The sequence below is a fragment of the Marinobacter sp. NSM genome (assembly GCF_052380025.1).
Taxonomy (GTDB): domain Bacteria; phylum Pseudomonadota; class Gammaproteobacteria; order Pseudomonadales; family Oleiphilaceae; genus Marinobacter.
Window position 1 is genome coordinate 204,390 of the sequence record NZ_JBQTCK010000001.1, and the last position, 24,017, is coordinate 228,406.

The following is a 24,017-nucleotide window of genomic DNA, read 5'->3' on the forward strand; positions in this document are numbered from 1 at the left end:
GAACTTTATGACACAACTTTCCGATTTTCACAGGGACCGTGTTCAGGCTGTCCTCACTGCCTCACCGCTGGTGCCGGTCATCGCCATCAATGAGTTGGAAGATGCCATACCCTTGTGTCGGGCGCTGGTGGATGGTGGCATCAAGGTGCTGGAAATTACCCTGAGAACCGAACACGGGGTGCGGGCCATTGAACAGGTTCGAAAGGCTATTCCCGAGGCATGGGTTGGTGCTGGTACGGTGACCAGTATTGACCAATACCGGCAGGTGGAAGCGGCGGGAGCCCAATTCGTGATCACGCCGGGCGTTACCGAGGCCATTCTGGAGTTTGCGCTAACCTCTGAAGCGCCTTTGTTACCGGGTATTGCCACGGTCTCCGAGCTGATGTTGGGGTACTCGTTGGGTTACCGTGAATTCAAATTCTTTCCAGCCGAAGTGTCAGGCGGTGTGCCGGCGTTAAAGGCATTTCGGGGCCCATTTCCGGATATAACTTTCTGCCCGACCGGTGGGATTAATCAGGATACCGCGAGGGACTACCTGGCGTTGCCCAATGTGGCCGCCGTGGGTGGTTCCTGGTTGACGCCGGCAGAGGCGATCCAGCGCCGGGAGTGGAAGGTGATCACCGAGGTGGCGCGGGCCAGTCTTGATCAGCTCAGGTGACGTTGCTTGCCCGCCGGCATGAAAAAGCCCACTTCCAGGAGTGGGCTTTTTGCTATCAGGTTGCGTTGCTCAGGTCCGACGTCAGCGTATGTCGGCTCCAACACGGACAATCTTCATGGTGTTGGTGCCTCCCTGGGCATTGACGTAATCACCCTTGGTAATCACCACCAGGTCGTCTTCCTTCACTACGCCCATGCGTTTGAGTTCGGCAACGGCATTGGCGTTGGTTTGCTCATTGGCAATCTTGGCGGAATCAAAAGGCACGGTTTGCACCCCGCGGAACAGCGCAACGCGGTGTTGCGTGGAGTGGTGCCGCGAGAAAGCAAATATCGGCAGGCTGGACTTGATGCGGGACATCAGTCTGGGAGTGGCGCCAGTTTCGGTCATGCAGATGATAGCGCGAACGCCCTCCAGGTGGTTGGCGGCATACATGGCCGAGAGGGCGATGGCCTCATCAACCCGCTCCATGCTTTCGTGGATTCGGTGCTTGGACTGATGCATGGAAGGGTGGCGTTCCGCCCCAAGGCAGATGCGCACCATGGCTTCAACGGCCTCCGTGGGGTAGTCGCCCACGGCCGTTTCCGCCGACAGCATCACTGCATCGGTGTAATCCATCACGGCGTTTGCCACATCCGACACTTCTGCCCGGGTTGGCATGGGGTTGGTGATCATCGATTCCATCATCTGGGTGGCGGTGATCACCGCCCGGTTCAATACCCGAGCGCGGGAGATGATGTGTTTCTGAACGCCAACCAGTTCGGCATCGCCGATTTCCACCGCCAGATCACCTCGGGCAACCATGACGGCATCGGAGGCCAGGATAACGGCGTCCAGTGCGGCCTCGTCATGGGCCAGCTCTGCGCGCTCGATCTTTGCGACCAGCCCGGCATCCGAGCCGGCGTCTTGCAGCAGTTTCCGGGCGATGTGCATGTCATCGGCCGTTCGAACGAAAGATACCGCTACATAGTCGGCGCCCAGACGGGCAGCGGTAACAATGTCCTGCTTGTCTTTGTCGGTGAGGGCCTCAGCCGACAGGCCGCCACCCCGTTTATTCAGGCCCTTGTTGTTGGATAGGGGGCCGCCAATCAGAACCCGGGATGTGATGCTGTGGCCATCCACGCTCTGGACTTCCATTTCGATGCGACCATCATCCAGGACCAGAATGTCCCCTGGTTCTACATCTTCGATCAGTTGTTCGTAATCGATGCCGACCCGTTCATTGGTGCCGGCCTCTTTGTCCATGGCGGCGTCCAGAACGAAGGTCTGGCCGGCCACCAGAATAACTTTGTTCTCAGCAAATCTTGCTATTCGCAGTTTCGGGCCCTGCAAGTCGGCCAGCAAGGCAACAAAGCGCCCCTGGGCTGCAGCTGTCTCTCTTACCCGCCGGGCCCGGGCAATATGCTCATCAGCACTGCCATGAGAAAAGTTAAGTCGGGCGGCGTCTACCCCGGCTGCAATAATGGCGGCCAGGGCCTCCGGGGTATCGGTAGCTGGGCCAAGTGTGGCGACAATTTTGGTGCGCCTGAGCATGATGTGGATCCTTTCTTTGGTGTTACTGAGCAGCTTTCATGAGCCCGAGGCATTGTTGAGCATGCGGTTTGAAACCTCTCATTCATTGTCATATCACGCCATGACGTTTACATGACGATCAACAACCCGGGTATGATTTGTAATAAGCTCACTGGGCAGGGTGTTGTGATCGAGGCCGATGCCGGCCGACTTTTCCGCATTATAGCCGGTCGTTGTCCAGTCTCAAGGCTTTATGTAGTAACTATAACAAATAGAACCTGTTTTAGAATGTAGATTGGCTGTATTAATGAATTTAAGAAAGTAAACTTACGTCAAGTTGCGAAGTCATCAGTGAAATCACGGAGTCCGCCATGCACCCTATCATTACCAAGGTCACAAACCGGATCATCGAACGCAGCAGGCCTACCCGGCAGGACTATCTGGCTCGAATGACCACGTTGAAGGAGCAATCTCCACATCGCAGTACCTTGTCATGCGGCAATCTGGCTCACGGTTTTGCGGCTTGTAGTCAGCAGGACAAAGACACCTTGAAGTTAATGAACAAGGCGAATGTGGCGATCGTTTCGGCCTATAACGATATGCTTTCGGCCCACCAGCCCTATCAGACATTCCCGGATGTTATCCGTGAGGCGGCTCGCGGCATGGGGTCGGTGGCCCAGTTTGCCGGTGGCACGCCGGCCATGTGCGATGGTGTTACCCAGGGCCAGCCGGGCATGGAGCTGAGTCTGTTCTCCCGTGACACTATTGCCATGAGCACGGCGGTAGCACTGAGCCACAATATGTTTGATGCCACCCTGTTACTGGGGATCTGCGACAAGATCGTGCCGGGCCTGTTGATTGGCTCCCTGAGCTTCGGTCACCTGCCCACCATTCTGGTTCCCGCCGGCCCAATGCCGTCCGGACTACCGAATAAAGAGAAACAGCGCATTCGCCAGCTGTACGCGGAGGGCAATGTTGGCCGGGATGAGCTTCTGGAAGCGGAAAGCAAGTCCTATCATAGTCCCGGCACCTGCACCTTCTATGGTACTGCCAACAGTAACCAGCTATTGGTGGAGGTCATGGGGCTGCACCTGCCGGGTTCGGCATTCGTCAACCCGGGCACGCCGCTGAGGGATTCGCTGACCCGGGCCGCCACCGAACAGGTGATCAAGCTGTCCAGGCCCCACGGAGGCGATCTGGGGCTGGCGGACATGGTGGATGAGAAAGCCATCGTCAACGCGCTGGTGGCCTTGCTGGTGACCGGTGGCTCCACCAATCACACCATTCACTGGATTGCGATTGCCCGCGCCGCCGGCATTATCATTGACTGGAACGACTACTCGGAACTGTCGTCGGTGGTGCCGTCGATGACCCGCATCTATCCGAACGGGCAGGAAGATATCAACGCCTTCCATGAAGCCGGCGGCACGCCGTTCCTGATTCGGGAACTGCTGGAGGGCGGCTATCTGCATAATGATGTGCAGACCGTCGTGGGGCAGGGACTGGAGCGCTACACTCAGATGCCGGAAATGGAAGGCGAGCGCCTGGTGTGGAAGCCCGCCGTTGAGAAAAGCCTGGCCCCGGATGTGCTGAGCAGCGCGGCTGAGCCGTTTGCCCCTGACGGTGGCCTGAAAGTGCTGGACGGCAATCTTGGCCGGGGGGTGATCAAAGTATCTGCGGTTGCCCCGGAGCATCATGTGATTGAGGCGCCCGCCGTCGTGTTCAATGAGCAGAACGAACTGAAGGCTGCGTTTGAGGCCGGTGATCTGGATAAAGACTGTGTGGTTGTGGTTCGTTTCCAGGGTCCGAAAGCCAATGGCATGCCGGAATTGCACAAGCTGACGCCTTACCTCGGAGTGCTACAGGATCGCGGCTTCAAAGTGGCCCTGGTGACCGACGGGCGGATGTCAGGGGCTTCCGGTAAAGTGCCGGCGGCGATTCATGTGTACCCTGAGGCTCTGGACGACGGCCCGCTGGCGCGGGTGCACAACGGTGATGTCATTCGCCTGGATGCCGTCAAAGGCACCTTGAGTATCGAACTCACTGACCAGGAGCTTGCCGCCCGCGAGCCTGAAAAAGCGGACATTAGCAGCTATCATCACGGGTTTGGCCGGGAGCTGTTCGGTTGGTTGCGTCGGTCGGCCAGCAACCCGGAACAGGGGGCGAGCTTCTTCTGGAATCACGAGTCATGACAGGCAAGACGTATTCACTGGTCGGTGATATCGGAGGTACCAACGCGCGTTTTGCTCTGGTGGCGCAGGGCGACGTGCGGCCCCGGGAAATCGAGGTGCTTGCCTGTCGTGACTACGACAACCTGGACTGTGCCGTGGTGGATTACCTCCAGCGCGTCGGGGTCGAGGAGGTTGGTCGGGCGTGCCTGGCGGTCGCATCGCCGGTCCGTGGTACCCAGGTTCGCATGACCAACAACCACTGGCGCTTTGATACCGAAGAGGTTCGCCGGCAGTTTGACTGGTCGGCTTTCAAGGTCATTAACGACTTTACCGCCATGGCCCTGGGTGTGCCCCATGTGCCGGAAGCCAATCTGGTTCATGTCTGCGGCGGCCCGGGGGATCCCTGCCGACCCCGGCTGGTGATGGGGCCGGGCACGGGTTTGGGTGTGTCGGGGCTGGTGTCCATCAAAAATGGCTGGGTGCCCCTGATGACCGAAGGCGGCCACGTGGACTACGCGCCGACGGATGATCTGGAAATGGATGTGTTGCGGATACTGCGGGCCCGGTTCGGCCGGGTGTCTGTGGAGCGTATCCTGTGCGGTCAGGGGTTGCTGAATCTCTATCAGGCCCATGCGGAAATCCGTAGTGTGCCTGCCCCCCTGGATTCTCCGGAGCAGATCACCGCGGCGGCCGTGGCCAACGAAGATGCCCTGGCACGGGAAAGCCTTCGTCATTTCTGTGAAATTCTTGGCCGGGTGGCTGGCAATGGTGTGCTGACGCTGGGTAGCCTGGGTGGTGTTTACCTGTGCGGGGGGATTCTCCCGCGTATCCTCGAGTTCTTTCTGGAAAGCCCGTTCCGGAACGGGTTCGAGGACAAGGGCAGAATGCGACCCCTTCTGGAATCCACGCCCGTTTACGTCGTGACGGAGCCTTATACCGGACTGCTTGGCGCCGCTGAAGCCCTGTCGAATCCGGAGGTTTAAAGGCCAGAAATGGCGTCGGGCAGGCAAACGGAGAGCTGGAGTATGTCAGACAATCTGGACCACCTTTCCTTTTCGGAACTGGTTGCCCGTGTGCGCGCCTGCACGCTGTGTGCCGAGGTACTGCCGGAGGGGCCGCGCCCTGTGGTGCAGTTAAGTGAAACGGCTCGGATCCTGGTGGTCGGCCAGGCGCCCGGGCGCAAGGTTCACCAAACAGGCCTGCCTTTCAATGATCCCAGCGGTGATCGGCTCCGGGGCTGGATGGGCATCGACCGGGACACCTTCTATAACGAGAAGGAGCTGGCCATTCTTCCGATGGGGTTCTGCTACCCGGGCACCGGCAAATCCGGTGATCTGCCTCCGCGCCCGGAATGCGCGGAGACCTGGCGGGAAGCCCTTCTGACCCGCCTTCCCAATATCGAATTGACCTTGTTGATCGGCCAGTACGCCCAGGCCTGGCATCTGCCCGACGGCAGCAAAAAGGTGACCGCCAATGTGGAACAATGGCGTCATTACTGGCCTCACCAGCTACCCATGCCACACCCAAGCCCCCGGAATAATCTCTGGCTGCGCCGCAATCCCTGGTTTGAGGAGGACGTGATTCCGGCTCTAAGATCCCGGGTGAGGGAGCTGCTGGGTACTCATTGATCTGAGCACCCGTAGTCTGAAAGCTGTGGGGTCCGCAGCGGAACATTCAGGTTTGACCAGAACCCGCAACAGAGGAATACTCTGTGATTACCTGGCAAGGTTATGATTGCAGGTAATCTGCCAGTTTCACGAACTCCGTTTTATTGATATAGAGCCCCTGTTTGGTTCTTCGCCAAAGAACGTCTTCCGGAGTAACCGCCCATTCACGCGTTACAAGGTAGTCGACTTCCCGTTGGCTAAGGGTGTCGGTAAACCAATGCCCGAGGTCGTCCCTGGATTGGCATCCGGCCAGGATCTGATGGCTATCGGTACCATAACAACGCACGAACCTGCGGATAATGTCAGTGTTCAACCATGGGTAATTAACTTCAATCTCAGCCGCCAGTTGTTGCTGGTTGCCAAAGTCGCCACCCGGCAGAATGGCTTGCCTGGTCCAGGATTTACCGGCGCCCGGGAAATACTGGCATACCTGGTCGGTCACCGCCTCTGCCAGCTTCCGGAAGGTGGTGATCTTGCCCCCGAAAACGGAGATCATGGGAGGTTGGCCTTCCTCTTCGTCTATCTCAAAGGAATAGTCCCTGGAGGCGGTCTGGGCGGTTCCCTGTTCATCATCCATCAGTGGCCGGACACCGGAGTAGCTCCACACTACGTCTTCAGCTGAAAGTTGCCGGCGGAAGTATTGGTTGACGATGGTCAGCAGGTAATCGGTTTCTTCTGCCGATATCCGGGCTTCGGATGGATTGCCCTGGTAATCCACATCGGTGGTGCCAATTAGGGAGAAGTGGTCTTCGTAAGGGATGACGAAGACGATACGCTCGTCCTCATTCTGCAGTATGTAGGCTTCAGTGTCCGCGTTCAGGCGTGGCACTACAATGTGGCTGCCTTTGACCATCCGTATCTGTTTTGGTGCCTGCATGCCAAAGCTGTCGTCGAACAGTTGGCTGACCCACGGGCCGGTGGCGTTGACAATCACCTTGGCATGAACAACGTGCTGGCGCTCTCTTCGGGTATCTTCCAGAACCGCTCGCCAACGTGGCCCCTGGCGGCTGGCCTGAGTGCACCGGGTTTGGGTCAGTATCGTGGCGCCTTTCTGTTGTGCCTTGCGGGCGGAAAGCACCACCAGTCGGGCATCGTCCACCCAGCCGTCTGAATACTCGAAACCTTTGGTAATGTCGGGTTTCAGGGGAGAGTTCTGGTCAAAACTGATGGCTTTTGAGCCTGGCAGCATTTCCCGTTTTGCCAGGTGGTCATACAGAAACAGCCCTGTACGGATCATCCAGGCCGGGCGCAGGTGGGGTTGGTGGGGCAGGCGAAAGCGCATGGGCCACATGATGTGGGGCGCATTCCGTAATAACGCCTCCCGCTCCGCCAAGGCCTCCCTGACCAGGCGGAATTCATAATGCTCCAGGTACCGGAGCCCGCCGTGAATCAGTTTGCTGCTGCTTGATGAGGTGGCAGATGCCAGATCGTTCATCTCGCACAGTATGACGCTCAGGCCACGCCCGGCGGCGTCCATGGCAATGCCGGTGCCGTTAACTCCGCCGCCGATAACCAGCAGATCACACTGGTCAGGAACGCCTGACGGTGCGTTTGCTTCCATTCGTTGACTGCTTTGCCTTGTTAACACGCGTACTTGCCCCTGGCCATCCACTGAGTGAGCGATGATTATCAGATAATGAGGGCAGGGGGTAAAGCGACGGGGTCACTGAATGGACGCCCCGTGGGCAGGATGCCCCCGGGGCCAGGCGGGGTCAGAGTGAAACCGGTTTGCCGGCTTCGCGGCGTCGAGCTTCCCACTCTTCCCGGGTCTGGGCGGCTTCCTCGCCGGGTATGGAATCAATAATGTCGAAATAGTCCGAGCTGAACTGATCCGCCATGATCTTCTCACGGGGTTTTACCTTCACCACATAGACGGTCTGCACGTTCTGGTGGTCAAACGCCCGCCAATACTGCTCATCTTTCAGGAAGCTATAGCGATGCCCCTCAAGTTCCCGGATGACCGCTCGGGTATTGGTGGTGCCGGCGCGTTCGACGGCCGCCTTATACTGGTAAACGATGCTGTACGCCGACGCGGCAGACGAGGAGGGGCGCATTTCATAGCGGCTGGAAAAAGCCTCAACAAAATCTTTGCCCCGCTGATAGTTGTTTTCATAGGGGAGGTTCCATACCCAGGGGGCGGCGCCTACCACCCCTTCCATGATGGTTGGTCCGACCTGGCGTGCCATACCCAGGGTGAGGTTTGGCACCACAACCTGCATTCGTTTGGTCAGGCCCATCTCATAGGCGGTGTTGAGGGCTCGCACCATGTCGTCGCCAAACAGCACCAGCATGAATACTTCGGCGTCACTCTCGGCAGCCTGCTCCAGGGCTACCCGGAAATCGGTGATCAGTGCCCGGGGGAAGGGTGTTTTCACACCTTTATGCCGTTCTGTGTCTTCGGTATTGGAAAACTTGCGCACAGACTCTTCAACCGACCAGCCCCAGGTGTAGTCGGCGGTAATATAGAAGTAATTCTGGTCGGAGTGGTGTCGGTTCAGGTACTGGCTCAAAGCTTTGGCGGTCATCCAGGCATTGTAGGGCTCCCGGAACATATGGCTGTGGCCTTCGCTGCCGGTGGTGGCATTGGAATAGGTCAGGGTTCCGAAATAGAGACGGTTGCGATCCCGGGCAGCCTTGCCTGAGGAGATGGCGACGGCACTGGAAACCCCGCCAAAGACCATCTGTACACCCTCCCGGTCAATCAGTTCAGCGGTATTCTTTGCGCCCTGATCGGGTTCCCCCTGGGAGTTTCGGATGACCAGTTCGAGGGGCTGTCCCAATACGCCGCCGGCGCGATTAATTTCATCTACCGCCAGGTAAGCACCCAGCCGTTGTTGCAGACCCTGGTCTTTGTACCGGCCGGTCTGCGGATAGTTAAGCCCTATCCTGAGCGTTTCTGCATACACTACTGAGCTGCCCAGCAGCAGTAGGCACGCCGTGAGCAGGAAGTTTCTGAAAGTCATTACAGTTGGCCTCCAAAGGTTTGTTCCCCGGATACGGGTTATTTTTGTTGTTTGGTTCCGGTGGATAAGTGTCTGCCCTGGCCAGTGGCTCAACAATGGGACTAAAGTGGAATTTGGCGTAACAAATGGCAGGACATTGATATACATCAGATTGCACGTTGTTCGTGTGTTATTTGACGTCAGCTTGCCTGGTTTATCGCAAAAAAATCCGTCGTCGTATCAGGCGGTCTGAGCCACATCCGGATTAAACAGGTGATACTGGTTCCGGCCATCGCGTTTGGATCGATACATGGCGATGTCGGCGCCATTCAGCAGCTCCTGCACGGTAGTGCCGTCTTTCGGATACAGGCTGATACCGATGCTGGAGCCGATCCGGAGGCAGTGGTCATTAATCCTGTAAGGTTTCCGGTTCAGCTCGATCAGCCGCTCCGCCACCTGGATAACGTCCGATAGCTTTTCGAGTTCCGGCAGTAACACAATGAACTCATCGCCGCCGAGCCGGGCCAGGGTGTCGTTCACTTCCTTGAAGCGGTCCAGATCAATAAACATCACCGCCAGCAGCATGTCTTTGCGATGTGCATGGCGTATGGCGTGTTCCAGGCGATCTTCCAGCAGCCGCCGGTTGGGAACGCCGGTGAGAGCATCGTAGTAGGCTAGCTGGCGGATCTGTTCTTCGTTCTTGCGGTTCTGGTTGATGTCCGTGAATAGCCCGGCATAGTGTGTGGTCTGGCCGTGGTCATCGGTAATGGCGGGTTTACGAACTCGATCCGGACATCCTTGTCGGTGACCATGATGCCTTCGAACGAGGATTCGATAACCCGTTCGGCCAGTTGCAGGGTGCGTCGGGATTTCGCCAGTGCCTGATCCCGCTGTTCAAGCGCCTGCCGCAGGTCATCCAGGTACATCTGCTCGGCGCCGGCAAGCATATCCTGGTAGCCGATCAGGCCGGTTACCTCGCCATGAAGGTTGACCACTGCCAGATGCCGTATCCGGTGATCAATCAGCAAATCCCGTGCGTGGATCAGCGGGTCGTCTTCGTTGACCGTGAGCAGAGGCCGTGTTGCCAGTTCGCTCACCGGGGTGTTGCTGGTATGGCGTGCGATAAACCGCACCATGTTCCTTTCGGTCAGAATGCGCAGTTCGCCATCCCTGCAATCCACCACCGCGGCATCCGCGTGGTGCTGGTGCATCTGGCTGGCGACCTCAGCCAGCGATTGGGTACCGCTGACGAGTAAGGGCGGTCGCGCAACAACGGCGTCAACTTCCCGGAGTCTCAGGTAGGGTTCCAGCCCCTGATTGAGAGCCAGGTCGGTCTGGGACAGGATGCCAACGGGTAATCCGTCTTCATCGGTGACCAGAAAGTGTCGTTTGCCGCTGTTTCTCAATCTGATGGCCGCCTGGCCGGCGTTCATGGTGCCCGGCAAAGACAGAACCGGGGAACTCATTACCGAGCTGACGGGCCTATTGAACCGGTCGGGGTCTGTGAAATCGAGTGCCAGGGCGTCATGTTCCGTCCAGATGCCGATCACCTGCTTCTGTTCAGAAATCAGGATGGAGCTGACGGAGTTTTCCGACATGCGCGCAGCTGCGTCGGCAATGCTGGTTTCCGGGCTGCACTGCAGTAAAAGCCCACTGTGCATAATGCGGGAAATAGGGAGCGGCTGCGCCATGGACAATCCTTTTTGATTAGCGTTTTATCAACGCTCCGGTTTAGCGACGACCCGCCTCGGCTGCCTTAACTTTCACGTAACTGCCAGGGGCATCCTCCAGTGCGTCAAGTTTGCCGTCTCCTGGCCGACGTGCTGGCACCTGAGGGCCTTCAAAGCTGGCTATCCAGGTTTTCCAGTACGGCCACCAGGACCCCGGATGGTGTTCTGCTGCTTCGAACCAGTGGTCAGGATTGGCCGGCAGGTTCTCATCGTTGGTCCAGTAGCCGTACTTTTCCTTGTACGGCGGATTGATAACCCCTGCGATATGCCCGGAGCCAGACAGCACGAACCTGACCTTGCCGCCGTAAACCTTTGCACCTTCGTAGGTGGTCTTCCACTTGGCGATGTGATCCTGCCGGGCAGACAGGAAGAACGAGGGAACCTGGACTTCAGCCAGGTTGATGGGCTCTCCGGCGAGGGTGAGCGCGTCGGGCTCGACCAGCCGATTGTGCAGGTACATTTCCCGCAAGTAGTAACTGTGCATTCGAGCGGGCAGGTTGGTGCCGTCGGTGTTCCAGTAAAGCAGATCAAAAGCGGCGGGTTTCAGCCCTTTGAGATAGTTATTGGTCCAGTAGGACCAGAACAGATCGTTCTCTCGCAGCAGGTTGAAGGTAAAGGCCATGGCGCGTCCATCCAGGTAGCCCTTCTTGTCCATGGCGCGCTCGATTCCGCGAATCGAGTGATCATTGATAAACACGCCAATACCACCGGGATCGGAGAAATCCAGCAAAGTGGTCAGGTAGGTGGTGCTGACAATGGGCTTGCGCTGCTTTTTTTCGAGCCAGGCCATGGTGGAGCCTAACAGGGTACCGCCAATACAATAGCCGATGGCGTTCATCTGTTCCTCTCCTGTCGCCTCTTTAACGGCATCGATGGCGGCCAGTGGCCCAAGGGTCATGTAATCTTCCCAGCCTTTGTCCTTTTGTGCGGGGCCCGGGTTGCGCCAGGACACGACAAAAACGGTCTGGCCCTGCTCGACCAGCCAGCGGATAAAGGAGTTCCTGGCGGTCAGGTCCAGGATATAGAACTTGTTGATCCAGGGCGGGACAATCAGCAGCGGGCGTTGGGCGACCGTCTCTGTTGTCGGCGAATACTGAATCAGTTGCATCAGCTCGTTCTGATAAACCACCTTGCCTGGTGTGGTGGCCAGGTTACCGCCCACTTCAAATGCCGAGCGGTCGGTCATGCCCACGTTGAACAGGTTCGGATTGTGGCGCAGGTCTTCAGCCAGATTGCGCATGCCATCCACCAGGTTCATGCCCTTGCGTTCCCAGGTAATGCGCAGGACTTCCGGGTTGGTCAGGGGGTAGTTGGATGGTGATAGTGCACTGGTCAGCTGGCGTGCGTAGAACAACATCTGGTCCCGGCTCGGGCCAGGCAGACCTTCCATGTTCTCAACCCATTGCAGGAACGCCTTGGAGTTAATCAGGTAAGCCTGCTGCAGAACATCGAACGGCAAGTGTTTTCGCCAGTCCTCTGCCAGGAAACGGCGGTCGTCCGCGTCCGGTTCCGCAACCGGATTCCTGGCTTTGCCGGTCAGGCGGGCGAGGGTATAGCGCGCCAGGCCCAGGTGCTGTTTGGCCAGGTCGATTTCTGCGCTGGCAAACCTTAGCGGATGCAGCAACAGGTCTTCGGCCATGGTTCGATAAGCATCCGACATCTCACTCAGGGTAGAGAGCTTGGTGTCGTCGACCAGTCCGGTGTCACCCAGCCATTTTTCCATCTGTTGCTGGTTCTGGCGGACAGTGTTGTCGAACGCCTTTACCAACTGGTTTGCCGCTTTACTTACAAAATCCAGACCAAACATAACCCGCTCCTTGCAGCAGATATAAAAAAGGTCGGGAGGGCACTGCCCTTCCGACCCTCGCAACTATTAATGAATCACGCTGCGGATTTGTTACCACCAGACTTCTGAGTTGCTGCTTTCTCTTTAGCGGGTTCGCCGGCGTCTGCCTCAAACACTTTCTGAACCTGCTCACGGGTTTCGGTGAGGTAGTCCTGCCAGGCTTTCCAGTCACTGGTAAACTGCTCGCTGAGTGATTTGAGCGTTTCTGCCTGTTCGGACGTTACTTGCTTCAAACCCTCGAGGTCACGTACTTCGGACACCTTGCGGGCCTGATCCATGGCAACGTCGGCATAGCGACGGAACGCTTCCATCTGCATTTCGGTGGCTTTGCTGAATTGGTTGAACAGGGTTTCATTCAGGCGATTGGCTTTTTCGAACAGATCGTTGTTCATTGAATACAACTCCTTTGCATATGGGATAAATGACTATTTTACTATATGAGTGATGACACGATTTTGACAAGCGTCAAACCCCGATTCAGCATATTCTCTAGGGTATAGACTCATAACAACCCGTTGGGAGACGGCCATGAGCAATCGCAAATCTGAACTTGAAACCCTGAAAGCCGACCTTGAAGCCCGGCTGGCGCGTTACCAGGCCCATCAGCGTCGTGAAACCGGGGCGCTTGACAAGGACTTTGAAGAACAGGCCAGCCAGACCCAGAACGATGAAGTGGTGGATTCCCTGGAAGAAGAAACCCGGGCTGAGCTGGTGCAGATTGCCCATGCTCTTGATCGACTCAACAGCGGTCTCGGGGCCGAGTGCGAGAAGTGCGGTGAGGAGATTGACCCCAGACGGTTGCAGGTGTTGCCTTATACCACAGTGTGTGTAGATTGCGCCGCTGATTGAGCCGCTCAATTCATCGTGCCAGACCAGGTTAGTGATACATGACAGCAACACAGTCTCCTGATAGTAAGCCGCGAGGTTTACCCAAAAGTCAGATCATCGGTTTCTTGCTGGGAACCCTGTTTCTTCTTATCAGCATTGTGGTGCCGCCGCCAGAGACCATGAGTCCGGAGACTTGGTCGGCACTGGGGCTGATGTTGCTGATGGCCACCTGGTGGTCTACCGAAGCCATTCCCATCCCGGCAACCGCGTTGTTGCCGATTGTACTGGTTCCGGCCATGGGCCTCGGGTCTATCGGCCAGGCAACGTCGCCTTACGCCAATCCGATCATTTTCCTGTTTCTGGGTGGTTTCACCCTTGGGCTGGCTATGCAGCGCTGGAATCTGCACCGTCGAATAGCCCTTCTGACACTCAGGGCTGTGGGCGACCAGCCCAGGCGGCAAGTGGCCGGGTTCATGATAGCCACGGCATTTCTGAGTATGTGGGTCAGCAACACGGCCACTGCGATCATGATGCTGCCCATCGGCCTGTCTGTGGTGGCGATGATGGATAGCGGCAATCCCGACGCGGTGCGTCGCTATGCAACGGCATTGCTGTTAGCCATTGCCTATTCCGCGAGTATCGGGGGGATTGCCACCCTCATTGGTACTCCACCCAATGCCCTGTTGGCCGCTTATCTGAGTGAGAATCAGGGGATCTCCGTGGGCTTTGCCCAATGGATGTTGCTGGGTGTGCCGGTATCGGTGGTGATGCTGGCACTTGCCTGGTGGTGGCTGACCCGCAAGGATTTTGGCATTGGCGGCTCGGCAGACAGTGGCCGGATGATTCGGGATGAACTGGCCAAACTGGGCCCCATGAACCGGGGTGAAAAGCTGGTTGGCCTGGTGTTTCTGGTGACTGCGGCGGCCTGGATCGTCCGGCCCCTGTTGTCTGCCAGCCTGACGCCCTGGCTCAGCGATACCGGTATCGCAATTGCGGCTGCCATTGCTATGTTCATCATTCCGGTAAGCGCGAAAGACAGAGTGTTTGTTCTGGACTGGGAGTCGGCCAACAAACTGCCCTGGGGCGTGCTGCTGTTATTTGGTGGTGGTCTTGCCATGGCGGGGGTCATCAGCAGCTCTGGCCTGGCCGAGTGGATTGCCCAAAGCCTTGGCGTTGCCGGCTTGCTGCCGACGCTGGTCATGATTGCGGTGGTGGCGGCGGTCATCATCTTCCTGACGGAAGTAACCAGCAATACAGCGACCGCTGCTGCGTTCCTGCCCCTGCTGGGTGCCCTGGCCATGTCCCAGGGTGTGTCGCCGTTGTTGCTGACAGTGCCCGCGGCCATCGCAGCCAGCTGCGCTTTTATGATGCCGGTCGCCACCCCGCCTAACGCTATCGTGTTCTCCAGTGGACACATGCGAATTGCCGATATGATTCGTGCTGGATTTGCGCTGAACATTATCGGCGTCATCGTTGTGACGCTGTTCAGCTACCTGTTGCTGGGGGTTGTCTTTACCCTCTGATGGGGCGAATCGCCTGTCGGCTCTCCTTTCCTGTTGGTCTGTCTCGGGTACCTTTCGGGGCAGGCCGGCATTTGCGGTTCCGTCGAGCCTTGAACCAGTTCTCAGTCCTTCCATGTCAGGCCCCTTCTGCAGCGACAGATTTGAGGCACAGTTATCTTTAAGCCGGTCGCGATTTCGGTATCGTACCGTAACAACATGTAACCCGATAAGTTGCACGTCTAATAAAAACAGGGACTTTCCACGATGCTGCTGGTGCTGGCCGGATCCATTCTCACGTTCACTATGGTGCAGGAAGCCACCGAGGTTGAGCCGTTTGATCGGGGCACGATTGTTATCCAGCAGAACGTGGACACCAGTCCGGCGCTGCTACGTTCTGATGTTCGGGTCGAGCCTCTGGTTGAACAGAAATTCCGTAACATCGTCCGTCAGGCATACGACTACAGCTGCGGCAGTGCGGCCCTGACAACCGTCCTGAATTTCTATCTGGGCAGAAACCTGTCTGAACGTCAGGTAATGGAAGGATTGCTCCACTACGGTGAGAGTGAACGCATTGTTCAACGCCGCGCGTTTTCAATGTTGGACATGAAACGACTGGTCACCGCCCTGGGTTATCCCTCCGGTGGCTTCCGGGCCAAGATTGATGACCTCATGGAGCTGGACCACCCCGCCATCGTTCCCATCGATCATGCTGGTTTCAAGCATTTTGTGGTGCTTAGGACCATTCGTGACGGGCGGGTATACCTGGCAGATCCTGCCGTTGGCAACATCTCCTTCACGCTCGATCAGTTCGAAGAAAAATGGGACGACAACGTTCTGTTTATCGTTTTTCCGGGTAGTGACAAGCCGCTGGATAACCTTGAACTCAAAGAAGAAGATCTGCGATTTGTGGATGATCAGACAATGACCCTGCTGGCGTTACAGCAAATGCCTGTATTCCATGAATCCACCGAAAGACGTATCCAGAACGTGCTCGAGCGTCAGAAAAACAACCCGGACGGCAGCGTAGAGAATACCCGAAAACAGCTGTACTACCGCCGCAACTAATTTTCCGGGCGGCAAGCCCGGAACAGGAATAAAACCAATAAAAGTAGGGAGTCAGGATGAATCGTTGGTTAGTGCGAGGCTTTATCCTTGTTTCCGCCTCGGGTCTGCTTCCGGCCATGTCGATGGCCCAGGATGGCAATGTTGATCAGGCGCGGGAAGCGCTGGCCCGTCAGGAAGGCGATGAGGATGCCACAAGGCAGCTGGAGGAAGTGTTCCAGGCGGCGGAAAAGAATTATTCGCTGCAGAAAAAGGGCACTCACTCCCTGAACTATTCCTTTGACTACTCCTACACCGGTGACCAGCGCCTGGACCTGGCCATTACCAATGGTTCGGTTCGTAATCTCGATGTTGTGCCCACAGCCACGCACAACTTCACCAACGCTTTCTCCTACGACTATGGCCTGCTGGATAACCTGACCGTCGGCACACGTATTCCCCTGGTGGTGAAATACGACACCGAGGACGAGCTGTCAGTCTATGACTTTGGTGACATCTCCTTCACCGGTCGCTGGCAGCCCTTCGCTTACGTGCCGGGCAAGGTATCAACCACCTTCTTTGGAACGCTGACCTCGAAAACCGGTGTCAGCCCCTATGAAATTGACATCAAGGAGCAGCTGTCCACGGGCAGCGGATATTACTCCATCGGCGGTGGCCTCAGTATGTCCAGGGTGCTGGACCCTGTGGTGGTCTTCGGCTCGGTCAGTGCTACCTACAACATTGAAGAGGATGGTCTGGAGCAGGTCCGGGGCGCTCGCCTGCTGACCAAGGTTGAGCCCGGCTTCGGGTTGTCCGGTTCTGCCGGTTTTGCCTACTCGCTGTCTTACGATATTTCCCTGAGCATTTCCGCCCAGCTCAGTTACAGCGATGAAACTGTGCTCACGTTCCGCAATGGCGATCAAGCCGTTGCACAAGACCAGATGACCGGCTTTCTGAGTATGTCCCTGGGTACCCGGGTGAGTGACACCACCATCGTCAACACCAGCCTGGGCATCGGGCTGACCGAAGATGCTCCGGATTTCTCCCTGGGTGTATCCCTGCCCATTAATTTCTCCGGCCTCAAAGAGTGATTGGAGCTGCAGACGATTTAAGGGAAGGGAAGAACTTCATGGCACATTTCAGCCAAAAAAAGCAGCTTCTGGGAGCCGTTATCGCTGCATCCCTGTCCTGTGGCGCACACGCGCAGCTGGCCCAGAACCTTACTATTCATCCCAAGGCTCTGGCTTTGGGAAACGCGGTGACGGCGGACCCCCCCGGTGTCATGGCCATTCATTACAATCCGGCTGGTTTGACGAGGCTGAAAGATCGTCAGCTTGAGGTAAACCTGCTGAGTATCTATCTGGATATCGATGCTGATTTCATCGCGCCGGATGGTTATGAAATCTTCGGCATCGATGGCCTGGAGATTGATCCGAACACCGGTAAGCAGCGAGATCCCGTGGCCAACACCCACAGCCACACCAACAACGTAGCGCTCTACGTGCCAGGGTTCGGGATTCTGAAAGCGCCTCCGGGTCCCGCAGTTGCGCCGTCAGCGGGTATCAGTATTAACCCTCCGGGGTCAAAACTGACCTTTGCCAATGCGTTTTATCTGCCGTTGGCCGCCGGTTTCTACCGAGACAAGGATGATCCAGGCCGTTACCAGCCCCAGGCAACTGCCTTGCAGCGTACTACCTATCTGTCGCCAAGCGTTGGCTATGAAATCAATGACGAGTGGTCGGTAGGTGCGGGTATTCACCTGTCACACATGGGTATTGCGGCCGATCAGTATATGCGTGCTCCCAACATGTTGTTGGGTGTTGCGGAAGTGCTTCAGGACGCGTTCAACTGTGAAAGTGGCGATGAACCCCTGCAGCCCTGGCTGGCCCTGTGTGGCGGTAACGTGGGGCCCTGGGATGATATTGGTGCTTTGAGCATCAACGTACAGGAAACCATATCGCCAACCTACACCCTGGGTGTGCTCTGGGAGCCGAATGACTGGTTTCGCTGGGGGGCAAGCTATACCTCTGAAGCGGACATGAACCTCAAAGGGACGTTCGAGATCCAGTACACCGACGACTGGTCCGGTTTCTGGCAGAGCGTTAACGGTTCGGTATTGGGGGCCATTACCTCTGCCATTCTGAGCCTGCCATCGGGGGCCCCCCGGGAAGCGGGTAACGTCAGCATGGATCTGGTGTATCCGCAGCATTTCCAGACTGGTATCAGTGTCGATGTTCACCCCAGGCTGACGCTGAATGCCGATGTGGGTTGGACAGATTACGCCCAGTGGGATGCCTTCGTGTTCCGCTTTGACCGTAATCTGGAATTCCTGAACGCCGCGCGGATTCTGTCGCCCGATAACGCGACGCCGAACACCCTTCGCCTGCCGCTGGGCTTCAAGAGTCAGTGGAACTGGGCGTTTGGGGCTGAATTCCATGCGTCATCACGACTGGATCTGCGGGCCGGTGTCGAGATTCGGGACTCAGTCATTCCGGATGACCAGCGCTCGATCATGGCGCCGTTCGGTGGCGCCAACCTCTACAGCATCGGAATGGGGTACAAGTGGGACAAAAACACCGAGATTGATATGAACCTTTCCTACCTGCAGTCCATTGAAACCATTCCGGCCAACACCAGCTGCAACGTGAACTGTGACAACATCACCAATATCGTCTATAACCCCTATGCCGGGCTGGATATAAAAACCTCGTTGCGGGTGGTTATGGCGGGGCTGAGCTTCCGGACCAAGTTCTGATTGTTGCTGGCGGGAAAAGGGTATGACAACGGCTCAATTGAAATGCCTGGCGGCGTTCATGGCTGCGATGGTGATAACCGGCTGCCAATCGCCTGGAAAGCCTGCGGGGGAACGCGAGGACTATTTCTCCTGGGTGGATGAGCAGGGCCGTGTTCAATACACCCGCATCCCAGACACCGAAGCCAGGCCAGCATCTTCGCAGACGGAGGGCGCCAGGCACTCCGCCGAGCGCGAGAAACCAGCGCTTGAGCCGGATGCCGAGTATACCCTCGACAGCTATCCCGATGGCGACGAGCTGGACAAAGCCGGCAATCTTCGGCCTGGTCAGAGACAGCCTTATTTAACCTGGCGGGATGCCGATGGCAATGTCCGTGTCAGCTACTATACGCCCGATACCCGTAGCGACGTTGAGAAAGGCTTGATTGCGGCACCTGTGGAGTTGAGCCCGGCGAGCGTTTATCACCGAGGTAAAAGCGCCTATACCGAGCCAGTGGAGGGCTACGATCCGGATGCCTTTGCCATACTGGGCGTTGAGCAGGAACCTGAAGGTGAGTTTGAAGCGTTCAGTCGTCACTGTTGTGGCAGTCTGTCGTCCCGCTCCTCTCAGACCTGGCAAGAGGGTCGTGAATTCAGTGTCAGGCTTGAGGCGTCGTCCCCGGAACATGATTTTGACACCGGTCGCTCGCCGTTCCAGTTGATTGCCTTGCCTACCCGAGCCACCGTGCCGGCCTTTGTGGCCCGATTGAGAAGTTATGATCACAACGGCATGGTTATTCCAAGCCTGGCATTTCTCGACAAGGATTTTCAGCCAGTCCGGCTGGTGACCGATCTGGTCATGGACTACTCACCAGAGACCTGGCGCCGAAGGGGTTATCTCGAAGCCTGGGTGCCGGTGTTTCCGGGCCAGGGCGAGCGCTGGCTGCTGCTTTACGCCCGTGAGCAGGATCTGCAGGCCCAAACCGTAGTCGAGACCCGGCAGGGCCCAAAGGCGATTCCGCACGTCCGATTCGGGGAGTTCGGTATCGCCACCTTCCAGGATTAATTTCTCAGTCCTCGGGTTTCGACCGGTCCAGCCATTGCTGTGACAGCCAGTAGAAACTGCCCTGTCCGGCGGGGTGAGTGCAGTTGTATCGGAAACGCCGGCTTTGTCCGGCTTTGGGAGCCTGAACCCGGACGACGCCGTCAACCACGTCGAAGTCGATCCGGCCCTGGCCGGTGGCAAAGCATGTGAGCCGGTTGGCATCCAGCTTGTCGCCCAGTGGGAAGGTCAGTAAGGGCGGGTTCTTATCCAAAATACCATCTGGCAGGTCTTTGGCAGGGGCAGGGAAGCCTTTGCTCAATAGCTTGTCTTTCAGGCTACCAAGCTGTCCGTAGGGGTTGGCCATGGGGAACCTGGGCAGTCGTGTCTCGTGAGACCAACGACCAATGGCGCCGGATTGTTGCCCATAGCCGTACCAACCACGCTCCGCCAGTTTGGCTTCCAGGGCTTCGTCGTACTCCCCGTACGGATAAGCAAACATGGGCTCTTCAACGCCCAGTCTTTCCTTGAGAACCTTCTGGGCAACATCCAGGCTGCGGGTGACCCGTTCTTTCCAGTCTGCTTCGGGTTCATCGATCTTGCGTGCCAGGTGTCCATGGTCTGTGCTGTGGTTGGCAATAGTCACGCTTTCATGGCTACCCAGTTCCCTGAGTTCGTCCCATGTCATGTAGCCCCTTGAACCGATGGCGTCGGTATTCACGAAAATGGTGTAAGGCATGTCAAAGCGTTCGAGAAGGGGAGCCGCTGCGCTATAAACGGATTCATAGGCATCGTCAAACGTTATGGCAATCTGATGGCGGCTATCCAGCTCGCCTGCCAATGCCCGCCGGGTACCTTCCAGAAGGGGCACCACCTCCAGCTCCAGGTCTGCAATCATCTGCATCTGGGCCTCAAACAGTGACCTGGAAGTGCTGGTTGATGCTGGCGTACTGTCGTCCACGTGATGGTATTGCAGAACCACCAGATCCGCTCTTGCGGTGGCGCCCGCCATCGAGAGGGCGGTGATCATCAGTAGGAACGTAAACCGTTTGATCATGATCGTCGACTGTCCTGAATAGCTGTGAGGTGGATTATGCGTAGTGTGCTTTCAAGACCGAGAAGGCCTCATTAAGTTTCTGCACCGCTTCCGTATTACCGCCGCGGTCGGGGTGCGCCTGCATCACCAGTTTTCGAAACCGCTGTTTGATCGGGGAGAAGTGTTCCGGCAGTTCCGTAAAACCGAGTGTGCCTGCGGCCGCTGACACCGCCGGCAAGTCCGGCCGCTCGTGACAGTGCCCTTGCCAGAATCTATCCATCATCTGATGGATGGTTGCCTCGGGCATGTGATACTGGGAAAGGTCCAGATAGAACGCCCTGAGTTTGTCTTCTTCGCCCGGTAACCCGTTGCCAGCGACTGTTTGCTGTTTGGCAATGGCCAGGCGCAACGGTGAAATCAGCAGCGATTCGCCGCCGGGCGCCAGTTGGTCACGCAGGCGGTAAAGCACGTGAAAGAGCAGAAAATGCACCGGGTAGAGCTGATCCGGTTCGTGATAATTGACGTGACCAATCAGGCCCCAGGGTTCCGCCTGAAGCGCCTTGATCAGCTCCAGTTCACTGATTCCGGTTGGCCCCGTCTGGCGCAGCTCATGCTCTACCGCCACCAGCAGGTGCTCGGTGTACTGCTCCAGCCATCGCAGTTCTGAGCTGTCGACAGTGGTCTCCGGTTTTGTTGCGGTCACGTTTCGGGAAGTCATCATGACTCCATGGTATGCGACTTAGTTCTGGCTTGAAAGCCTGGCCATGGCGGGCAGCCCGCCCAGAAACAGTTCCGTGGAGAAGCTGGCCGCCTTCTTGGCTTCCTGCTGACCGAGCTCCGGCTCCTGATGTGTTCGCCTGGCCACCAGTGTACTTATGTCATAGGCGACGCCGAAGAAAGCTGCACACAGGTACTCCGGGTCAAGATCCGGTAGCAGGCCCCTGGCGATAGCGTCACGAACGTCTTCCTCCAGTGATAACATGGCCAGCCCAAGGATGTCCGAGCCGAACAGATCCCGCAAGGCGCGTTGGTTCTGGTGTGCCAGCTCATAGATCACCGGATCTCTGGCGGTGGCGGAATAGAGCGCCAGGTAGGCGTAATAGATGAAGTCGCGAGTTGAGCCTGCGGTCCGGCGATAGCGGCTCATGTCGTCATTCAAGTGGGACAGGAAATCCGTCAGAAGGGCGGCGAAGATGTCCTGTTTGCTGGAGAAGTAATTGTAGAAGGTGCCGGCAGCCAGGCCCGTCCGGCGGACCATGTCGCGGATGGTGGAGTTGTCGTAGCCGTTTTCGCGAAAACACTCCCTGGCCGCGACCAGTATGGCATTGCGGTTTCGGATCCGGTTCAGTGCCCGTTTTCCGCCAACGTCGTCGTTCAATTTCAACATATCCATGTTGCTATCCTGTCCCTGATACTTTGTGACGCGTATAATTGCCCGCTCACTTATCCTGTGAACGTGCGAGAGTATGTCCCAAGCAATGACCGCCAATCCCGAACCAATGTCTGTTTCTGAGCAGGATCGTCGCCAGAAACTGGAACTGAACAAACTGCAGAAGCGCCTGCGCCGGGAAGTCGGGCAGGCCATTGCCGATTTTTCGATGATCGAAGCCGGCGACAAGGTCATGTGCTGCCTGTCAGGTGGCAAGGATTCCTACGCGATGCTGGATATCCTGCTGAACCTGCAGAAAAGCGCGCCGGTTAATTTCGAACTGATTGCCGTTAACCTTGACCAGAAACAACCAGGCTTTCCTGAGCATGTTCTACCGGAATACCTGAAATCTCTGGGTATCGAGTATCACATCATCGAAAAAGACACCTACAGTATTGTTAAGGAAAAAGTTCCTGAAGGGAAGACCACGTGCGGACTGTGTTCACGCTTGCGTCGGGGAATTCTCTACAATTTTGCGGAAGAGCACGGTGTCACCAAAATTGCGTTGGGCCACCACCGGGACGATATGCTGGAAACCCTGTTCCTGAACATGTTCTACGGGGGCAAGCTCAAGTCCATGCCTCCGGTATTGCACAGTGATGATGGCCGCAATACCGTGATTCGTCCGCTGGCGTATGCCCGCGAGAAGGATATTGCCCGGTACGCCTCCCTGCGTGAATACCCCATCATTCCTTGTAATCTGTGCGGCTCCCAGGAAAACCTTCAGCGACAGGTGATCAAGGACATGTTCCAGACCTGGGACAAGCAGCATCCGGGCCGCCTGGAAACCATGTTCCGGGCGTTGTGCAACGTCGAACCTTCGCACCTGGCGGATCCGAATCTCTATGATTTCAAGGAAGGCAAACGGTTGGGGGGCAAGCGCCAGGCGGTGCAAACCGCCAGCCCTGAGCCGGACTACGGCCGCCTGGATGTGCTGAATCTCTGAGGGGCAGCTCAGTGAATCAGGGCCTGGAAAGGAAGCGTCCACAATCCGAACAGGATGAGCAGCGCTCCACTGATTCTGCGGAAACCGCGGTTGCCCTGAAGGTTACGTATCCAGTTGGCGGCGTAACCGGTGGCCAGCATCGAGGGTAAGGTGCCAAGACCGAAGAACAGCATGGTCAGCGCGGCGGAGCCAATCGTTGGTTGCAGGGCCGCCCAGCCCAGAGTGCTGTACACCAGGCCGCAGGGCAGCCAACCCCAGAGTGCGCCCAGTGCCAGCGCCTGGCAGGGATGGTTGACCGGAATAAATCGGCGGGTCAGAGGGGCCAGGCGTTTCCACACCGGAGCCCCGACCTTCTCAACAAATCGGATTCCCTGCCACCACTGGCCCATCGACAATCCCATAAAGATCAGCAGCAGTCCGGCCAGGGTCATCAATAGCATCGCTGCCCAGCGCCACTGGCCCGCGGCGCTGGTACTGAAAATAGCGATCAAAGCGGCAATCAGCGCGTAACTACCCACCCGGCCCAGATTGAAGGCCAGCAACATGACGGTCTGGCGCAGTCGGAAACCTTTGCCCACCGGCAGGGTCATGGACAGCGAGGCGCTGATGCCACCGCACATTCCCAGGCAGTGGGTGCTTCCCAACAATCCGATCAGAAAAGCGCTGGAGTAACTGAGAAAAAGTTCCGGTTGCATTCAGGCTGTTTTGTCCGAGTCGCTTTGCTTTGCTTGGGACTCTGGCTCGGTTTCATCTGGCTTGGCTTTATCCTGACGAGCTTCATCGGGAATCATGTCTTTGTCGTCGTCGTAGAGAATCCGGTGCGCGGGGCCTTCCAGATCATCGTATTGGCCGTTCTTCACCGCCCAGGAAAACAGCACGACCCCCAGTGCCACCAGAACCAGCATCAGGGGGACCAGGAACATGACTATCTGCACGATG

Annotated in this window: 23 protein-coding genes; 11 read left to right on the plus strand and 12 right to left on the minus strand. The window is 57.2% G+C overall.

Annotated elements, in window-relative coordinates; all coding sequences use genetic code 11:
* Positions 1 to 7: 7 nt before the first annotated feature.
* On the plus strand, positions 8 to 658 hold the full coding sequence (locus tag ACTZWX_RS00970) for a bifunctional 4-hydroxy-2-oxoglutarate aldolase/2-dehydro-3-deoxy-phosphogluconate aldolase (protein WP_444712360.1): 651 nt from the start codon (positions 8 to 10) through the stop codon (positions 656 to 658).
* Positions 659 to 739: 81 nt separating this feature from the next.
* Here ACTZWX_RS00970 and pyk read toward each other — a convergent pair whose 3' ends face one another.
* A complete protein-coding gene (gene pyk / locus ACTZWX_RS00975; RefSeq protein ID WP_444712361.1) occupies positions 740 to 2,188 on the minus strand; it encodes a pyruvate kinase in 1,449 nt (482 codons plus the stop codon).
* A gap of 350 nt (positions 2,189 to 2,538) precedes the next feature.
* Between pyk and edd the strand changes: the two genes are divergently transcribed.
* Genes edd through ACTZWX_RS00990 form a run of 3 tightly spaced genes read left to right on the plus strand, consistent with a single transcriptional unit; the run spans position 2,539 to position 5,966 of the window.
* On the plus strand, positions 2,539 to 4,359 hold the full coding sequence (edd, locus tag ACTZWX_RS00980; protein WP_444712362.1) for a phosphogluconate dehydratase: 1,821 nt from the start codon (positions 2,539 to 2,541) through the stop codon (positions 4,357 to 4,359).
* Positions 4,356 to 5,321 carry a glucokinase gene (locus tag ACTZWX_RS00985; RefSeq protein ID WP_444712363.1) on the plus strand — a complete coding sequence of 322 codons (966 nt, stop codon included), beginning with the start codon at positions 4,356 to 4,358 and terminating at the stop codon, positions 5,319 to 5,321. Before edd ends, ACTZWX_RS00985 begins: the two co-directional genes overlap by 4 nt.
* A gap of 42 nt (positions 5,322 to 5,363) precedes the next feature.
* Positions 5,364 to 5,966 (plus strand): uracil-DNA glycosylase family protein, encoded by a 603-nt coding sequence (locus ACTZWX_RS00990; protein WP_444712364.1) that lies wholly within the window; start codon positions 5,364 to 5,366, stop codon positions 5,964 to 5,966.
* Positions 5,967 to 6,066: 100 nt separating this feature from the next.
* Here the strand turns inward: ACTZWX_RS00990 and glpD are convergent, their stop codons facing one another.
* From glpD to ACTZWX_RS01020, 6 genes are all read right to left on the minus strand, one after another.
* Complete coding sequence (glpD, locus tag ACTZWX_RS00995; RefSeq protein ID WP_444712365.1) at positions 6,067 to 7,566, minus strand: glycerol-3-phosphate dehydrogenase; 1,500 nt, start codon at positions 7,564 to 7,566, stop codon at positions 6,067 to 6,069.
* A gap of 151 nt (positions 7,567 to 7,717) precedes the next feature.
* Positions 7,718 to 8,968 carry an ABC transporter substrate-binding protein gene (locus tag ACTZWX_RS01000; RefSeq protein ID WP_444712366.1) on the minus strand — a complete coding sequence of 417 codons (1,251 nt, stop codon included), beginning with the start codon at positions 8,966 to 8,968 and terminating at the stop codon, positions 7,718 to 7,720.
* A gap of 219 nt (positions 8,969 to 9,187) precedes the next feature.
* Entirely contained in the window at positions 9,188 to 9,715 is a 528-nt protein-coding gene (locus tag ACTZWX_RS01005; RefSeq protein WP_444712835.1) for a diguanylate cyclase domain-containing protein, read from the minus strand.
* Complete coding sequence (locus tag ACTZWX_RS01010; protein ID WP_444712367.1) at positions 9,622 to 10,638, minus strand: CBS domain-containing protein; 1,017 nt, start codon at positions 10,636 to 10,638, stop codon at positions 9,622 to 9,624. The genes ACTZWX_RS01005 and ACTZWX_RS01010 overlap by 94 nt, the downstream gene beginning before the upstream one ends.
* Before the next feature lie 40 nt (positions 10,639 to 10,678).
* Positions 10,679 to 12,484: a PHA/PHB synthase family protein gene (locus tag ACTZWX_RS01015; protein WP_444712368.1), complete on the minus strand. Its 1,806-nt coding sequence runs from the start codon at positions 12,482 to 12,484 to the stop codon at positions 10,679 to 10,681.
* A gap of 74 nt (positions 12,485 to 12,558) precedes the next feature.
* Positions 12,559 to 12,915, minus strand: a complete 357-nt coding sequence (locus tag ACTZWX_RS01020; RefSeq protein WP_444712369.1) for a phasin family protein — start codon at positions 12,913 to 12,915, stop codon at positions 12,559 to 12,561.
* Positions 12,916 to 13,051: 136 nt separating this feature from the next.
* Here ACTZWX_RS01020 and ACTZWX_RS01025 point away from each other — a divergent pair, with 136 nt between their 5' ends.
* From ACTZWX_RS01025 to ACTZWX_RS01050, 6 genes are all read left to right on the plus strand, one after another.
* Positions 13,052 to 13,372 (plus strand): TraR/DksA family transcriptional regulator, encoded by a 321-nt coding sequence (locus tag ACTZWX_RS01025; RefSeq protein ID WP_444712370.1) that lies wholly within the window; start codon positions 13,052 to 13,054, stop codon positions 13,370 to 13,372.
* A 38-nt stretch (positions 13,373 to 13,410) separates the two neighbouring features.
* Positions 13,411 to 14,874, plus strand: a complete 1,464-nt coding sequence (locus tag ACTZWX_RS01030) for an SLC13 family permease (protein WP_444712371.1) — start codon at positions 13,411 to 13,413, stop codon at positions 14,872 to 14,874.
* Positions 14,875 to 15,117: 243 nt separating this feature from the next.
* On the plus strand, positions 15,118 to 15,918 hold the full coding sequence (locus tag ACTZWX_RS01035) for a C39 family peptidase (protein WP_058089514.1): 801 nt from the start codon (positions 15,118 to 15,120) through the stop codon (positions 15,916 to 15,918).
* Between the two features lie 56 nt (positions 15,919 to 15,974).
* On the plus strand, positions 15,975 to 16,985 hold the full coding sequence (locus tag ACTZWX_RS01040; protein WP_072677539.1) for a flagellar protein FilC: 1,011 nt from the start codon (positions 15,975 to 15,977) through the stop codon (positions 16,983 to 16,985).
* Between the two features lie 38 nt (positions 16,986 to 17,023).
* Entirely contained in the window at positions 17,024 to 18,649 is a 1,626-nt protein-coding gene (locus ACTZWX_RS01045) for an OmpP1/FadL family transporter (protein ID WP_444712372.1), read from the plus strand.
* Positions 18,650 to 18,671: 22 nt separating this feature from the next.
* Positions 18,672 to 19,691 (plus strand): MalM family protein, encoded by a 1,020-nt coding sequence (locus tag ACTZWX_RS01050; RefSeq protein WP_444712373.1) that lies wholly within the window; start codon positions 18,672 to 18,674, stop codon positions 19,689 to 19,691.
* A gap of 4 nt (positions 19,692 to 19,695) precedes the next feature.
* Here the strand turns inward: ACTZWX_RS01050 and ACTZWX_RS01055 are convergent, their stop codons facing one another.
* From ACTZWX_RS01055 to ACTZWX_RS01065, 3 genes are read right to left on the minus strand one after another with little or no spacing between them, the layout of a single operon-like run.
* Positions 19,696 to 20,724, minus strand: a complete 1,029-nt coding sequence (locus ACTZWX_RS01055) for a polysaccharide deacetylase family protein (protein ID WP_444712374.1) — start codon at positions 20,722 to 20,724, stop codon at positions 19,696 to 19,698.
* Positions 20,725 to 20,758: 34 nt separating this feature from the next.
* Positions 20,759 to 21,421, minus strand: coding sequence for a DNA-J related domain-containing protein (locus ACTZWX_RS01060; protein WP_444712375.1), 663 nt, complete (start codon positions 21,419 to 21,421; stop codon positions 20,759 to 20,761).
* Between the two features lie 21 nt (positions 21,422 to 21,442).
* Complete coding sequence (locus ACTZWX_RS01065; protein ID WP_444712376.1) at positions 21,443 to 22,096, minus strand: TetR/AcrR family transcriptional regulator; 654 nt, start codon at positions 22,094 to 22,096, stop codon at positions 21,443 to 21,445.
* Between the two features lie 106 nt (positions 22,097 to 22,202).
* Here ACTZWX_RS01065 and ttcA point away from each other — a divergent pair, with 106 nt between their 5' ends.
* Positions 22,203 to 23,078, plus strand: a complete 876-nt coding sequence (gene ttcA / locus ACTZWX_RS01070) for a tRNA 2-thiocytidine(32) synthetase TtcA (RefSeq protein ID WP_444712836.1) — start codon at positions 22,203 to 22,205, stop codon at positions 23,076 to 23,078.
* 8 nt (positions 23,079 to 23,086) lie between these two features.
* On the opposite strand, the gene ACTZWX_RS01075 is transcribed toward ttcA, so the two are convergent.
* Positions 23,087 to 23,773, minus strand: a complete 687-nt coding sequence (locus tag ACTZWX_RS01075) for a sulfite exporter TauE/SafE family protein (RefSeq protein ID WP_444712377.1) — start codon at positions 23,771 to 23,773, stop codon at positions 23,087 to 23,089.
* Positions 23,774 to 24,013, minus strand: a complete 240-nt coding sequence (gene ccoS, locus ACTZWX_RS01080) for a cbb3-type cytochrome oxidase assembly protein CcoS (protein ID WP_444712378.1) — start codon at positions 24,011 to 24,013, stop codon at positions 23,774 to 23,776.
* Positions 24,014 to 24,017 lie beyond the last annotated feature (4 nt).

Coding starts and splice junctions, on each gene's coding strand:
- ACTZWX_RS00970 (WP_444712360.1), top strand. CDS start 8: ATGACACAACTTTCCGATTTTCACAGGGACCGTGTTCAGGCTGTCCTC.
- pyk (WP_444712361.1), bottom strand. CDS start 2,188: ATGCTCAGGCGCACCAAAATTGTCGCCACACTTGGCCCAGCTACCGAT.
- edd (WP_444712362.1), top strand. CDS start 2,539: ATGCACCCTATCATTACCAAGGTCACAAACCGGATCATCGAACGCAGC.
- ACTZWX_RS00985 (WP_444712363.1), top strand. CDS start 4,356: ATGACAGGCAAGACGTATTCACTGGTCGGTGATATCGGAGGTACCAAC.
- ACTZWX_RS00990 (WP_444712364.1), top strand. CDS start 5,364: ATGTCAGACAATCTGGACCACCTTTCCTTTTCGGAACTGGTTGCCCGT.
- glpD (WP_444712365.1), bottom strand. CDS start 7,566: ATGGAAGCAAACGCACCGTCAGGCGTTCCTGACCAGTGTGATCTGCTG.
- ACTZWX_RS01000 (WP_444712366.1), bottom strand. CDS start 8,968: ATGACTTTCAGAAACTTCCTGCTCACGGCGTGCCTACTGCTGCTGGGC.
- ACTZWX_RS01010 (WP_444712367.1), bottom strand. CDS start 10,638: ATGGCGCAGCCGCTCCCTATTTCCCGCATTATGCACAGTGGGCTTTTA.
- ACTZWX_RS01015 (WP_444712368.1), bottom strand. CDS start 12,484: ATGTTTGGTCTGGATTTTGTAAGTAAAGCGGCAAACCAGTTGGTAAAG.
- ACTZWX_RS01020 (WP_444712369.1), bottom strand. CDS start 12,915: ATGAACAACGATCTGTTCGAAAAAGCCAATCGCCTGAATGAAACCCTG.
- ACTZWX_RS01025 (WP_444712370.1), top strand. CDS start 13,052: ATGAGCAATCGCAAATCTGAACTTGAAACCCTGAAAGCCGACCTTGAA.
- ACTZWX_RS01030 (WP_444712371.1), top strand. CDS start 13,411: ATGACAGCAACACAGTCTCCTGATAGTAAGCCGCGAGGTTTACCCAAA.
- ACTZWX_RS01035 (WP_058089514.1), top strand. CDS start 15,118: ATGCTGCTGGTGCTGGCCGGATCCATTCTCACGTTCACTATGGTGCAG.
- ACTZWX_RS01040 (WP_072677539.1), top strand. CDS start 15,975: ATGAATCGTTGGTTAGTGCGAGGCTTTATCCTTGTTTCCGCCTCGGGT.
- ACTZWX_RS01045 (WP_444712372.1), top strand. CDS start 17,024: ATGGCACATTTCAGCCAAAAAAAGCAGCTTCTGGGAGCCGTTATCGCT.
- ACTZWX_RS01050 (WP_444712373.1), top strand. CDS start 18,672: ATGACAACGGCTCAATTGAAATGCCTGGCGGCGTTCATGGCTGCGATG.
- ACTZWX_RS01055 (WP_444712374.1), bottom strand. CDS start 20,724: ATGATCAAACGGTTTACGTTCCTACTGATGATCACCGCCCTCTCGATG.
- ACTZWX_RS01060 (WP_444712375.1), bottom strand. CDS start 21,421: ATGACTTCCCGAAACGTGACCGCAACAAAACCGGAGACCACTGTCGAC.
- ACTZWX_RS01065 (WP_444712376.1), bottom strand. CDS start 22,096: ATGGATATGTTGAAATTGAACGACGACGTTGGCGGAAAACGGGCACTG.
- ttcA (WP_444712836.1), top strand. CDS start 22,203: ATGTCTGTTTCTGAGCAGGATCGTCGCCAGAAACTGGAACTGAACAAA.
- ACTZWX_RS01075 (WP_444712377.1), bottom strand. CDS start 23,773: ATGCAACCGGAACTTTTTCTCAGTTACTCCAGCGCTTTTCTGATCGGA.